Annotated in this window: 14 protein-coding genes; 4 read left to right on the plus strand and 10 right to left on the minus strand. The window is 70.8% G+C overall.

From position 1 onward, the window contains the following. Nucleotides 1–7 precede the first annotated feature (7 nt). The 9 genes from nusB to QSJ59_RS01725 all read right to left on the minus strand — a co-directional run bounded on the left by nusB (nt 8) and on the right by QSJ59_RS01725 (nt 7,034). Complete coding sequence (nusB, locus tag QSJ59_RS01685; protein ID WP_285756859.1) at nt 8–421, minus strand: transcription antitermination factor NusB; 414 nt, start codon at nt 419–421, stop codon at nt 8–10. Beyond that, nucleotides 421–984, minus strand: coding sequence for an elongation factor P (gene efp / locus QSJ59_RS01690; protein ID WP_285756860.1), 564 nt, complete (start codon nt 982–984; stop codon nt 421–423). The genes nusB and efp overlap by 1 nt, the downstream gene beginning before the upstream one ends. Nucleotides 985–1,166: 182 nt before the next feature. Further along, nucleotides 1,167–2,264, minus strand: a complete 1,098-nt coding sequence (aroB, locus tag QSJ59_RS01695; protein WP_285756861.1) for a 3-dehydroquinate synthase — start codon at nt 2,262–2,264, stop codon at nt 1,167–1,169. 54 nt (nt 2,265–2,318) lie between these two features. Further along, the gene (locus QSJ59_RS01700; RefSeq protein ID WP_285756862.1) at nt 2,319–2,834 is read right to left on the minus strand and encodes a shikimate kinase; all 516 of its coding nucleotides are present in this window, start codon (nt 2,832–2,834) and stop codon (nt 2,319–2,321) included. A 127-nt stretch (nt 2,835–2,961) separates the two neighbouring features. Beyond that, nucleotides 2,962–4,143 carry a chorismate synthase gene (gene aroC, locus QSJ59_RS01705; RefSeq protein WP_285756863.1) on the minus strand — a complete coding sequence of 394 codons (1,182 nt, stop codon included), beginning with the start codon at nt 4,141–4,143 and terminating at the stop codon, nt 2,962–2,964. A 44-nt stretch (nt 4,144–4,187) separates the two neighbouring features. Continuing rightward, a complete protein-coding gene (locus tag QSJ59_RS01710) occupies nt 4,188–4,985 on the minus strand; it encodes a prepilin peptidase (protein WP_285756864.1) in 798 nt (265 codons plus the stop codon). Nucleotides 4,986–5,046: 61 nt separating this feature from the next. After that, nucleotides 5,047–5,733, minus strand: a complete 687-nt coding sequence (locus tag QSJ59_RS01715) for a maleylpyruvate isomerase family mycothiol-dependent enzyme (RefSeq protein WP_285756865.1) — start codon at nt 5,731–5,733, stop codon at nt 5,047–5,049. A 6-nt stretch (nt 5,734–5,739) separates the two neighbouring features. Beyond that, nucleotides 5,740–6,471: an SseB family protein gene (locus QSJ59_RS01720; RefSeq protein WP_285756866.1), complete on the minus strand. Its 732-nt coding sequence runs from the start codon at nt 6,469–6,471 to the stop codon at nt 5,740–5,742. Nucleotides 6,472–6,572: 101 nt separating this feature from the next. Beyond that, complete coding sequence (locus QSJ59_RS01725) at nt 6,573–7,034, minus strand: MarR family winged helix-turn-helix transcriptional regulator (protein ID WP_285756867.1); 462 nt, start codon at nt 7,032–7,034, stop codon at nt 6,573–6,575. Between the two features lie 134 nt (nt 7,035–7,168). On the opposite strand from QSJ59_RS01725, the gene QSJ59_RS01730 reads away from it, so the two are divergent. Continuing rightward, complete coding sequence (locus tag QSJ59_RS01730) at nt 7,169–7,714, plus strand: YceI family protein (protein WP_285756868.1); 546 nt, start codon at nt 7,169–7,171, stop codon at nt 7,712–7,714. Between the two features lie 118 nt (nt 7,715–7,832). Continuing rightward, a complete protein-coding gene (locus QSJ59_RS01735) occupies nt 7,833–8,150 on the plus strand; it encodes a DUF2470 domain-containing protein (RefSeq protein WP_285756869.1) in 318 nt (105 codons plus the stop codon). A gap of 46 nt (nt 8,151–8,196) precedes the next feature. Here QSJ59_RS01735 and QSJ59_RS01740 read toward each other — a convergent pair whose 3' ends face one another. Beyond that, nucleotides 8,197–9,390: a CaiB/BaiF CoA transferase family protein gene (locus QSJ59_RS01740; protein ID WP_285756870.1), complete on the minus strand. Its 1,194-nt coding sequence runs from the start codon at nt 9,388–9,390 to the stop codon at nt 8,197–8,199. Nucleotides 9,391–9,615: 225 nt separating this feature from the next. Between QSJ59_RS01740 and QSJ59_RS01745 the strand changes: the two genes are divergently transcribed. Together QSJ59_RS01745 and QSJ59_RS01750 are read left to right on the plus strand one after the other, a co-directional pair. Then, entirely contained in the window at nt 9,616–12,213 is a 2,598-nt protein-coding gene (locus QSJ59_RS01745; RefSeq protein ID WP_285756871.1) for a protein kinase domain-containing protein, read from the plus strand. 114 nt (nt 12,214–12,327) lie between these two features. Next, a complete protein-coding gene (locus QSJ59_RS01750) occupies nt 12,328–13,239 on the plus strand; it encodes an aldose 1-epimerase family protein (protein WP_285756872.1) in 912 nt (303 codons plus the stop codon). Nucleotides 13,240–13,374 lie beyond the last annotated feature (135 nt).

The raw sequence follows: 13,374 nt of genomic DNA on the forward strand, positions 1-13,374 counted from the left end.
GGTGACGCTAAAGCGTGAGCGACGGCTTGTTCTCCATCAGCCGGGAGAGCAGACCGTTGATGAAGGTCGGGGATTCGTCGGTGGAGAGTTCCTTGGCAACCGCGACCGCCTCGGCGATCGCGACCCCGTCGGGGATGTCCTCTGCCCACAGCAGCTCGTAGGCACCCATCCGCAGGATGTTGCGGTCGACCACCGGCATACGCTCCAGCGTCCAGCCGATGGCGTAGGTGTCGAGCAGCTCGTCGATGCGACCGCGGCGGTGGTCCACCGCCGCGGCGAGCTGCTCGGTGAACTCGTTGATCGGAGGCTCGGGCTGGGAACGCCGCCGCTGGATCACCCGCTCCACGGTGACCCCGCGGAGTTCGGCTTCGTAGAGTACTTCCACGGCGCGGCGGCGCGCCTTGCGTCGTGCTCCACTCATTAGTTGACGCGGCCGAGGTAGTCGCCGGAACGGGTGTCGACCTTGACCTTCTCGCCGGTGCTGATGAACAGCGGCACCTGGATGACGGCGCCGGTTTCCAGGGTCGCGGGCTTGGTACCGCCGGTGGAGCGGTCGCCCTGCAAGCCGGGATCGGTCTGGGAGATGGTGAGCTCGACGGAGGCGGGCAGCTCGATGTAGAGCGGGTTGCCCTCGTTGATGGCGACGACCGCGGTTGCGCTCTCCAGCAGGTAGTCGGCGTTCTTGCCGACGACCTCGCGCGAAATGAAGAGCTGATCGTAGGTGTCGGTGTCCATGAAGACGTAGGACTCGCCGTCGGCGTAGAGGTACTGCATCTCGCGGCGGTCGACGTTGGCGATCTCCACCTTGATACCGGCGTTGAAGGTCTTGTCGACGACCTTGCCGGAAGTGATGTTCTTCAGCTTGGTGCGCACGAACGCACCGCCCTTGCCCGGCTTGACGTGCTGAAATTCCACCACGCTCCAGAGCTCTCCGCCGTCGAGCCTCAGGGTGATGCCATTTTTCAGGTCGTTCGTGGTAGCCACTTCGGTCGTCTCTCCCAGCCGTCAGGCGAAAAGTCGTTGATCAAACATGCCCCGGCGGGCCTGGGCCCTCTGGGCACCGCGGCGCACGCGGACAAGAGCATCGAGGTTCCGGCGCGCCCGTCTCGCTCCGCGAAACCGGGCCGGCCCCTGGCCGATGACCGGAACTGCTCACTAGAAGGAGTCTAGTGGGTGTTGGATGCGGTGCCGCTCACCGCCCGGTAGGCGCCGTCCAGCAGGTCGGGGTCCGGGGCGGCCAGAATCGCGGGCTTGGCCAGGCCGTTCAGGACGACGAACCTCAGAGTGGCGCCCCGGGTCTTCTTGTCCACCCGCATGGTGTCGCGCAGCCCAGGCCACGCCTCTGCCGGGTAGTGCACGGGCAGCCCCACCGACGTGAGGATCTCGGCGTGCCGCCGCGCGGTGGCGTCGTCGATGCGACCGTCCAGACGGGCGAGTTCGGCCGCGAAGGCCATGCCGATGGAGACGGCGTAGCCGTGCCGGAAGGTGTAGTTCTCGGCCCGTTCGATCGCATGGCCCAGCGTGTGGCCGTAGTTGAGGATCTCGCGCTGACTGTCCTCGCGCAGATCGGCGGAGACGACGTCGGCCTTGACCGCGATGGCGCGTTCGATGAGCGTGCGGGTGTGGCGCCCCTCGGGACGGACCGCCCCTTCGGGGTCGGCTTCGACCAGGTTCAGGATGACCGGGTCGGCGATGAACCCGGCCTTGACGATCTCGGCGAGTCCGCCGATGTAGTCGGCGCGGGGCAGCGAAGGCAGCGTGCCCAGGTCGCACAGCACACCGGCCGGCGGGTGGAAGGCACCGACGAGGTTCTTTCCCTCGGCGGTGTTGATACCGGTCTTGCCCCCGACCGCCGCGTCGACCATCGCCAGCAGGGTGGTGGGGACCAGGACGGCGCGCACGCCGCGCAACCAGCTGGCGGCAAGGAAGCCGGCGAGGTCGGTGGTGGCCCCGCCGCCCACGCCCACGACGACGTCGGTCCGGGTGAAGGCGGCCTTGCCCAGGCTCGCCCACAGCCCGGCCAGCACCGTGGCGTCCTTGGCGGCCTCGCCGTCGGGCACGGGCAGCGGATGGACCTCGTAACCGGCGGAGGCGAGCGCCGCGCACACCGGGCGGGCGACGGGGTCCAGCGACTCGGGGTGGACAACGGCGACCCGGCGGGCGGCCTCGCCCACCAGGCCGGGCAGCTCCCCGAGGACGCCACTGCCCACGACGACGTCGTAGGGGGCGGAGGAGCCTCCGACAGCGATCCGGGTGGCGGTCATCGCGCGTGCACCGACTCTCCTACTCCGCTCGGGTGTACCTGATCGGTTCCCGGCTCAGCCATCGACGCCCACCAGGGTCTCCACGATGTGGTCGACGACCTCATCGGGGTGGTAGCCGCTGGTGGGAACCGTGTGCACGGCGAGGCCCTCGTAGACGGGCAACCGCTCCTCCAGCAGGGATTTGAGCCTGGCCCGCGGGTTGCCCGTCAAAAGCGGCCGGGCCTGGTTCAGGCCGACCCGCTTGGCGGCGTCGGTGAACTCCACCTGAAGGTAGACGACGTGGTGGCCGACGAGGTCGGTCCGGGTGGCGGCGTCGAGGACGGCGCCACCCCCCAGCGCGACGATGCCGGTTCCGGTGCGCAGGGCCTCGACGACGGCTGCGCGCTCCAGTGCACGAAAGGCCGGTTCCCCGTCCTCGATGAAGATGTCGCCGATGGGCTTGCCCGCACGGGCCTCGATCTCGATGTCGGTGTCGGTGAACGCCACGCCGAGCCGCTCGGCCAGCGCCTGGCCGACGGTGGTCTTGCCCGCGCCGGGCGAACCGATCAGGACCGCGCGTGGTCTGCCCATCGGGAAATCTCCTTCTCGTTCACTGCGTCTGCCGGCAGGGGCGCAAGCGCGTTCCCCTGCCCCGCCCCCATCGTGTGGGTGGGCCCTGCACCGTACCGGGCGCCGGGCCCGGCACCGATGCGCCCGACTACCTGATTTCCAGCGAGTCCAGGTAGCCGCGCAAGTTACGGGCGGTCTCGGGTACCGAGTCGCCGCCGAACTTCTCGATGGCGGCCTCGGCTAGGACCAGCGCGACCATCGCCTCCGCGACGACCCCGGCCGCGGGAACGGCCGTCACGTCGCTGCGCTGGTGGTGGGCCTGGGTCGCCTCGCCGGTGACCACGTCGATGGTGTCCAGCGCACGGGGCACGGTCGCGATCGGCTTCATCGCGGCGCGCACCCGCAGGGCGTCACCGGTGCTCATCCCGCCCTCGACACCACCTGCGCGGTTGGTACGGCGGCGCACTCCGTCGGGGCCGGGCTCGATCTCGTCGTGGGCTGCGGAGCCGCGTCGTGCGGCGGTGCGGAAGCCGTCGCCGACCTCCACGCCCTTGATCGCCTGGATGCCCATGAGCGCACCGGCGAGGCGTGCGTCGAGGCGGCGGTCCCAGTGCACATGGCTGCCCAGGCCCGGCGGCAAGCCGTAGGCCAGGACCTCGACGACGCCGCCGAGGGTGTCGCCGGTCTTCTTGGTGTCGTCGACCTCGGCGATCATGCGGACGCTGGTCTCGGCGTCGAAGCAGCGGACCGGATCGGCGTCCACGCGGGCGAGGTCGTCGGGGCCGGGCAGCGGGGAACCGTCGGGGACGTCCACCTCCCCCATGGAGACGACGTGGCTGAGCACCTCCACTCCCAGCGCCTGGCGCAGGAAGCAGCGCGCGACCTCGCCGATGGCGACCCGGGCGGCCGTCTCCCGGGCGCTCGCGCGCTCCAGGATGGGACGGGCCTCGTCGTGGCCGTACTTCTGCATGCCCACGAGGTCGGCGTGTCCGGGGCGCGGGCGGGTCAGCGGCGCGTTGCGCGCGATCCCGTCGAGCACCTCGGCGGGCACCGGGTCAGGGGACATGACCTGTTCCCATTTGGGCCACTCGGTGTTGCCGACCTCGATTGCCACGGGGCCGCCCTGGGTGCGGCCGTGCCTGATGCCTCCGATGACGGAGACCTGGTCCTGTTCGAATTTCATGCGGGCGCCCCGGCCGTACCCGGCGCGGCGGCGGAGCAGCGCGGCGGCGATGTCGTCTGAACAGACGGACACACCGGCCGGGAGGCCCTCCAAAATCGCGACGAGTGCCGGTCCGTGGGACTCTCCAGCGGTCAGCCAACGCAACATGCCCTCGATCTTTCCATGTCCTGGTCTCGGGGCTGACATCGGTCTCACGTGGTGAACCAGGGCAGGGGGTCGCCGAGCACGGCGACGGCGAGGGCTCCGGCGATCATGAAGGGCCCGAAGGGAATGGGGGTCTTGCGCCCTGCTCGGCCCAGCGCGATGAGGACGAGGCCCACGGAGGCCGAGAGCAGGAAGGCGGCGAAGGTCCCGCTGAAGACCGCGCCGAGCCCGCCCCACCCCAGGTAGAGGCCGAGCAGACCGGAGAGTTTGACGTCGCCCCACCCCATACCGGCCGGGTAGATGAACCACAGCAGCCAGTAGCAGGCACTCAGCGCCGCCATACCGATCAGCGCGTCGACGGCGTGACCGGGACCGCCGGGCGTGGTGACCGCGGCCAGGGCGAGCAGGGCCAGGGCGATGGGGTAGGCCGGCAGGACCAACGGGTTGGGGAGACGATGGGTGCGCGTGTCGATGACCGCCAGCACCGCGCCCCACAACGCGAGGAAGCAGAAGGCGACGAGCTCGACGGCCGACCAGTCGGGGGCGCGCACGCCGAGTACCGCGAAGGCGACGGCCGTGGTGACCACGACGGTGCTGGGCGCACCGACCCGCTCGCCGTCCGGGCCTCGGCCGGTGGCAACCAGCCGCCACGGCAACGGGGACCAGCGCCGCCAGGCCACGGGCGTCCCCGATCCCGGGTAGGTGGCCGGGGGCGGAGGGGAGTCGTCGGCCGGATCGGGTTCGTAGCGCTGGAACAGCGGAACCACCCGACCGACGGGGAGCGCGAGCGCGCCGCCCAGCACGGCGAGGCCGAGCACGACGAGGATGTCGGGGAGGGAGGGCATGGCGAAACTCTATTCGCCCGGCCGACGCTCTCCCCGCCCCGACCGCGGCGACTGTGGACGGTCAGCCCAACGCCAGGTCGCGGACCCCGGTCCCGGCCAGCGCCGAACGGCCCGCCTGGCCGGGCAGCGCCCGACCGGTGGCCGCGCGCACGAACGCCAGACCGGTGAGCCCGGTGCCCTCCAGTGCCGAGCGGTCGGCGGTCTCGGCGAACAGTCCACCGACGAGTTCCACCCCGGGGCCGGTGGCCCACGGCCGGCGCCCGAGCGCGTCGGCGAGGTCCAGGCCGTGCACGAGGATCTCCAGGACCCGGGTGACGAGGAAGTCGGTGAGCGTCATCGCGTCCCCGTGGCGTGTACGCACCATCCGGTCGCCGGGGGCCGCACGGAGCAGGGGCCGCAACCGTGCCCGGAGGCGCGCACCGGCCGCGGCGATCAGCGCGGGATCGGCGCGCTCGGCCGCGGCCATCGCGCTCTCCACCCGATCAGCGTCGACCTCCGCGGAGAAACGGACGTCAGGGCGGTAGTACCCGGCTGCGCCGGTCCGGGCGCCCGGTGGAGGGGGCGCCGCCTCCAGCACCGCCACGACCCTGTCCAACGCACCGACGGTGTGTACGGCGAGCGCGGCCACGTCCCAGGGGGCGCAGCGTGTCGCGCGCCGGTACTCGGTCGGCGTGATCCGGGCGAGCGCGTCGAGAAGGGCGTCGGTCTCCGCGTCGAGGGCGGCGAGCACATCGGTGTGGGTGGCCATGGACGATCAGGACCGGGAGGCGGGGCGGGACCCGGGGTAGTCGCGGCGGGCGCGGACGACCGCGCTCAGCTCCACTCCCCCGGGCAGGACCGGTGCGAGTTCGGTTGCCAGGCGTTCGGCGACGCGGCGGATCGACTCGTCGTCGCGGACGTCGAGTTCGAGGCGGACGCCGATGTCGGCACGCTCGGAGTCGTGGATGCGCACCCGTTCGATGCCGAACTCGGTGTGGGTGATGCGGTAGATGAGCGCGAGAACCTGCGGGTCCTCCTTGGGCTCGGGAACCGTTCCGTGCTCGGCGAGACTGGTGAGGAAACGGCCCTGGACGGCGTAGGTGACCGGGCCGGCGATGTCGACGACGAGCGCGTCGGCACCGTCGTCGAGGGCCGCGCGACAGGCGTCCATCGCGGTGAAGGGAAGCGGGCGGGCGTCCTCCCGCCAGCGTCGGACGGAGTCCACCGAGGTGAAGGCGAGTACGCCCCGACGGCCGTCCTTGCCGACGAGGACGGGCATGGCGACCTCGCTCTTCTTGTCCACGGTGAGGCCGTGGGCACCTTCCCCGACCTCGGTGGCCGCGGCGACCACCGGGATGAGGAGACGGGAGGCTCCCAGCGCGGCCAGTACCTGGCGCTCCCCCACCGCCCCCTGGGCATAGTCGTCAAGGCGTGTGCGCACAGCGGGGTCGGCGCTCCCGTCGTCATCGCGGAAGTGCTGCGCGCCGATAATGCGTGGTCCCGTCACGAAAGGTGACTCTACTTGTTCCGCTGCGGGCATCGCGGTCGAACCCGTCCCCGTCCCGTGGGCGATGCGCCGCGGCCCACGGGACGGGGACGGGTGAGGGGTCAGGCTCCGGCGCGCAGGCTGGCGGCGAGCGAGCCCATGATCTCGCCGAGTGAGGCGACCTGCTCCGGGCTGAGCTGGTCGAAGAGGCTGGTGCGGACGGTCGCCACGTGTCCGGGGGCGGCCTGGCGCAGGGCGGCGCCGCCCTCGTCGGTGAGCACTGCCCAAGAACCCCTGCGGTCCTCCGCGCAGTTCTCACGACGCACGTAACCGTCGCGTTCCAGGCGCGCCACCTGGTGCGACAGGCGGCTCTTGGAGACGATGACGCTGTCGGCGAGCACGCGCATCCGCAGGCGCTGGCCCTCGGCTTCGGCGAGGTGGACGAGGATTCCGTACTCGACCAGCGTCAGCTTGTCACGGCGTTGCAGGTCTCGATCGAGGCGTTCCTGGAGAAGGGAGTTGACGACGAGAAAGTTGCGCCATGTTTGCTGCTCCTCGACATCCAGCCAATTGACCGTGCTCATGAGGGCAATCGTACTTGCGCTTTCTCGATCTCAGGCTAAACTCTCTTCCCAGCAAGATTCTTTCGGGGACATTGTGGCCGCTTTCGGTCCGACCCCTCGAACAGCACACGTCAAACCACCAACAGGGGGACACCATGGCCGAGAAGCAGCTGAAGCCGGGAATCTGGAAGATCGACGCCGCCCACTCCGAGATCGGCTTCTCGGTGCGGCACATGATGGTCAGCAAGGTGCGCGGCCGGTTCGAGAAGTTCGACGCCACCCTCACCGTCCCCGAGGACCCCGCCCAGGCCTCGGCGACCGCGACCATCGACGCCACCTCCATCAACACCGGCCAGCCCCAGCGCGACGAGCACATCCGCTCCGCCGACTTCTTCCAGGTCGAGACCTACCCGGAGTTCACCTTCGCCTCGACCGGTGTCGCACAGAAGGGTGAGGACTTCGTCCTGACCGGCGACCTCACCATCAAGGGCATCACCAACCCCGTCGAGCTGGTCCTGGAGTTCAACGGCTCGACCCTCGACCCCTACGGCCTCCAGCGCGCCGGCTTCCACGCCGTGACCGAGATCAGCCGCAAGGAGTTCGGCGTGGACATCGAGATGCCCATGGACGGCGGCGGCGTGGTCGTGGGCGACAAGATCAAGATCGAGATCGACGCGGAGTTCACCCTCCAGGAGGGCTGACCGATCCGCCGGCCGCCCCTGCCACGGATGGTCGGGCAGGTACGGCGATAACGTTGGGGGCCGTCGGCGCGCGCCGACGGCCCCCTCGCTCTGTCCGCCCGCCTCCGAAGGGACCACGTTGTCGGCCAACCCGTTCGCACCCGAGGTCGTGCGCGCCGTCATCGCGCACATGAACGACGACCACCCCGAGGACACCCTCCTCATCGTGCGCGCCCTGGGCGGACTGCCCGACGCGACGGCAGCACGGATGACCGGCCTGGACGGCACGGTCGGCGTGTATGCCGGGACCGTCGACGGCGATGAGACCACCGTGCAGATCCCCTGGTCGGAACCCATCACCGAGCGCGCGCAGATCCGAACCGAGGTGGTCGGCCTCTACGAGCAGGCCTGCTCCCGACTGGGCCTGCCCCCTCGGGGCGCGGACGGCGGGCACTGAAGCACCCGATGCGCCGACGGGGTGACGGCCCCGCCGGCGCGTCCGGTCAGGAGCCGGTCCCCAGACCGTCCAACCAGGCGCGGACGCTGTCGTTGTGCTCGCCCAGCCCGGGCGGGGGAAGATGGGTGGCGCGCCCGGCCGCGCCCTCTCCGGGGTGTGCGTCGAAGCGGATGGGCGGACCGGGAAGTTCGATCGGGCCCAGCACCGGGTGCTCCACCCCCACCACCAGCCCCTGCGAACGCGTCTGATCCCATTCGTAGACCTGGTCGATGGTGCGGATCGCACCGCAGGGGATGCCGATCGCGCCGATCCGCGCGAGCCACTCGTCACGGGATCCGGTGGCCAGCACCTCCTCGATGAGGGCGGTCAGCGCGGCGCGGTTGGCGACCCGGTCGGCGTTGCGGGCGAAGCGGGGGTCCTCGGGGTCCAGGCCCAGCACGGAAGCGAACTTGGCCCACTGCGCCTCGCTGGCGACGGCGACCTGCACCATCTCTGAGCCGCAGGCGAAGGCCCCGTAGGGCGAGATGGAGGGGTGGTGGTTGCCGATCGGCTCGGGGACCTGGCCCGCGACCGTCCACCGGGTGCCCTGGAAGGCGTGCACCCCCACGATGGAGGCGAGCAGCGACGTGCGTACCACCCGACCCTTTCCGGTGTGTTCGCGCTCGTAGAGAGCGCTGAGGGTCCCGTATGCGCCGTGCATCCCGGCCAGGAGGTCACCGATCGGCACACCGACCTTGGTCGGTTCGGCGGCGGAGGGGCCGGTGACGCTCATCAGGCCGGCCTCCCCCTGGGCGATCTGGTCGTATCCGGCACGCCCGCCTTCGGGGCCGTCGTGGCCGAATCCGCTGATGGAGCAGACCACGAGTCGGGGGTTGAGCTCGTGCAGGCGCTCCATGGAGAAACCGAGCCGGTCCAGCACTCCCGGACGGAAGTTCTCCACCAGTACGTCGCTGGCCCGTACCAGCCGGGTCAGTTGGACCTGTCCGTCCTCGGACTTGAGGTCGAGTTCGATTGATTCCTTGTTGCGGTTGCACGACAGGAAGTAGGTACTGACGGGGGCGTCGTCGGGACCGACGAACGGTGGCCCCCAACCGCGGGTGTCGTCGCCGGTTCCCGGCTGCTCCACCTTGATGACCCGTGCACCCAGGTCGCCCAGCATCATGGCCGCATGCGGCCCGGCCAGTGCCCTGGACAGGTCCAGAACCACGATACCGGCCAGTGGCCCGCCTTCCTCAACCACGTGCACCCTCCCTCTCGACCTCACCCCGGCCGGTTACAGGCGGGATCGACCAGACATTGGCCTAGCCACTGGGCCAATGTAGCGACCTGTGACGTAATCGACAAGGGAGCCCCTAGGGGAAACAACCGGGAGCCGCCATCGGCCACGACTCCGTTCTCTCACCTACTCTGAAAAGACCAGACCCAGAACTTTGGTCCAACCGGCAACTGAAGGCGCCCCTCGACGATGGCTGCTCCCGACCCCCTCGACCCCGACGCGCAGCACACCCGTAAGATCGCCCCCGCCCCGCCCACCACGCGGCTCACGCCCGACGCCGACCGTACCCGGCGGGCGACGGCCTTCCTCCGGCCGGGCACCCCGGCCGAGGGCATCGATCAGACGCGGACCGTCGTACGCCCCGAACCCACCCGAAACCTCGGCGACCCCGCCAAGAACGGGGACACCACCTGGTGGCAACGGCTCTTCGCACCACTGCTGGAGTTGATCGGCCGACTGACGCGACGGGTCGTCCAAGGGCCGGCCGGCGAACTGGAGTACGCGATCCCCGCGGAACTTCGCCGGACCTACGACGTCCAGGGCTACATCGGCTCCGGCGGCGAGGCGGTCGTCTATCTCGCCGAACCCTCGGCCAAAGGGGAAGAGGGGCGGCAACTGGCGCTGAAGCTGTACCGCCCGGGCCACGACGTCAACCGCGACCTGCTCGAACGGCTGCGCGCCCGACGCTCCCCCGACCCCCACACCCCCGCCATCCACGGCTACGGCAGGGCCCGCAGCGCCTGGGGGGAGGAAATCGCCTGGGAGGCCCAGGAGTACTTCCCCGAGGGGTCCATGCGCACCCTCATGGACGGCGCCCCGCTCCCCGACGACCGGTCCCGCGCCATCGTCGCGGCCGTGGCCGACTGCCTGCGCCACTGGCAGGAATCCCTTCAGCACAACCACACCGACGTCAAGCCCGAGAACCTGCTGATCCGCAGTCTCGACCCCCCGGTGTTCGCCCTCACCGACTTCGGCGGCGCGGTGCGCGCGACCATGAGCCGGGTCTACGGCGAGCAGGCCATCACCGAGGCCTACGCCGCTCCGGAAGTCGTCGAGGGCCGCCGCGAGGCCCCGGCGGCCTGGTGGTCGCTGGGCATCATGGTGCACGAACTCCTCACCGGACGCCGCCCCGAACGCGGGGAGAACTGGCTCACCGCGCGCACCACCGAGATCGACGTCTCGGCAATCGCCGACGAGCACTGGCGGCTGCTGGCCCGTGGGCTGCTCACGCCGGTTCCCGAGGCGCGCTGGGGCGACGCCCAGGTGCGCGATTGGCTGCTCGGCGAGCGCCCCAGCGTCGTCAAGGCACGCAGGCACGCCCCGCTGAAGTTCGCCGAGGTGTCCCACGACGACCCGCCCAGTCTCGCGTTCGACCTGCTGGACCGCTCCGACAAGGGCGCCGTCTGGCTGCGCACCCACCACCAGGTACTGCGCACCTGGCTGGACCGCGAAGTGCGCGACTACACCTTCGACCGCGCCCACCTCGACCAACTGGCCGACCACCCCGAGCGCGCCCACCTGGCGATCAGCGCGCTGGCCGCCCAGTTCGTCCCCGGCATGACCCCGCGCTATCGCGGCCACGAGATCAGCGCCGAGGGCGTGCTCGCGCTGGCCGTGGGCGAGGGCAGCCGCCACTCCACGTTGCGCGAGGCCGTCGAACTGGGCGCACTCGGATTGGCCGCGCGGCACTGGTGCGGGCACGCGCGATGCCGCGCCGAGAGCACCAACCGGTGCGTCCTGTTGGAGCGGGCCCAGCACGAGGTCCCGCTGATCATGCGCCAGACCCGGGCGACCGTGGACCGGTTGGCCCGCACCGCGGGCTCCTCGCGCCCCGAGGAACACGACTGGGAAGCCGCCTGGGCCCACGCGACCGAACTGGTCCTGGACCCTGAGGAGTCCACCACCCGCTACCGCCGACTGCTTCGGGCCCAGTCCTGGCAGCCGGGCCGGCGCAGCGACGCGCCGCGCACCGAGTGGTGGAGCGAACAACGCACCACGGCACTGCGCGGCGCCAAAGGCGAGACCGCGACGAACGCGGCCGTGGTCACCGCCGTGCTGCTGCTCCCGAGCGCCGTGCAGGCCGGCGCGGTACGCCGGGAACGCGAACGGGTCGAGAGCAGGGCGCGCTGGAACGACCGCTGGACACGGCTCACCACGATCGCCACCGGCGGATGGAGAAGCGCCCGCGACCGGGTGGCCGAGGCCGTGGAGGGGCACGGTCCGGGGACACCGCACTCCCCATGGGACCGGCACGGCAGCGCCGACCCCCGCAAGGCCGCCCGGGCGGAGCGTGAGCGGCAGCGTGACGTACGGCGGGCCGAACGCGGGATGGCTCAGGTCAAGCGCGCGATGAACGCGGGGAGCTGCCGCAGGTTCGCCCGTCCGGCCGCCTACCTCGGCATCCTGGACGGCCTCGGCCTGTGGCTGTGGCAGCTGCGCGGCGACGGCGTGTACAGCGATCAGGAATGGGTGCAGGAGCTCCAGGCGGTCTTCCAGGCGATCAAGGACAGCCCGCCGATCGCGGCCCTGGGCGACCTCGCCACCGGACTCCTGGAACTGGTTCCCGGCGGACTCGCGCTGAGCTGGTGGTTCGCCGTACTCCTGGGTGTGGGGCTGCTCTATCTCGGGCGCATCGCCGCAAGCTCACAGCGCAAGGCCGGCGCCCAGCTGGCCGCCTACCGACTCGCGGTGGTGGGCAGCGTGGTCATGGCGATCCGGTTGGCCTCGCACGGACTGTTCTTCACCTTCATGGGAATCCTCATCCCCATCGTCGTCTTCACCGGCTGACTCCGTCGGCGCGCCCCGACCTCGCCCGGGCAGGACCTTTCCCGGCCCGGGCGGGGGCGCACGGGTTATCATCGCCGGTGGTCCGCTTTCCGCGGGCCTAGAACGGTGGTGGTCATGGGCGAGAAGAACAACGACGTGATCGTGCTGGAGGCCGGAGAGTACCGGGCCACAGTGGATCCCCTCGGTGCTGCGCTGCGCACCCTGAAGGCGCAGGGACGCGACCTGATCTGGGGCTACCCCGAAGGGGAACCGCAGTTGTCCCAGGGGCAGGTGCTGATTCCCTGGCCCAACCGGATCGACCGGGGCCGCTACTCCTTCGAAGGCACCGACTACCAGTTGGCGGTGAACGAGCCCGCGCTGGACAACGCGATCCACGGGCTCACCCGGACCCTGCTCTGGGAAACCGCCGAGGCCGGCACCGCATCGGTCCTGTTCACCCTCCTGCTCGACGGCGCTCCCGGCTACCCGTTCCGGCTGGAACTGTCGGTGCGCTACACCCTCGACGCCGAACTGGGGATGGACGTCCGGATCACGGCGCGCAACACCGGGGAGCACAACGCCCCCTACGGCAACGCCACGCACAACTTCCTCACCATGCAGCGCCCCGTGGACGAGACCGTCCTGCTGCTGCCGGCGGACTCCTGGCTGCCCACCGACGAGCGGCTGCTGCCCGCGGGCGCGCCCCGACCGGTGGCGGACACCGAGTACGACTTCCGCACCCCGCGCCGGTTCGGCGACGTGGTGCTGGACAACGCCTTCACCGGCCTGACCCCGTCCGCGGACAGACGCATCTGGACGGTACTGGAGGCCGACGGGGTCCGGGTGGGCCTGTGGTGCGACGACAGCTACTCCTGGATCCAGATCTTCAGCGCCGACCGCCCGGGGCCGCAGAACCGGCGCCATCTGGCGGTGGAGCCCATGACCTGCCCGCCCAACGCGTTCGCCACCGGTGAGGACGTCGTCGTCCTGGCGCCCGGGCAGCAGGTGGAGTCGACCTACGGGATCACCACCGCACCGCCGGTCTGAGAGTCCTCTTCAGAACCGCACGACCTTTACGGTGTAGATTCATAGAGCGGAGCACCTTCCCTCCGCGACCGGGGAAGCCTGTCGGGGGTGGAGTCCGATGCGGACTCCACCCCCGACAGACCAGGCGCGCGATCG

Source organism: Nocardiopsis ansamitocini, from assembly GCF_030268225.1.
GTDB classification, from domain to species: domain Bacteria; phylum Actinomycetota; class Actinomycetes; order Streptosporangiales; family Streptosporangiaceae; genus Nocardiopsis_D; species Nocardiopsis_D ansamitocini.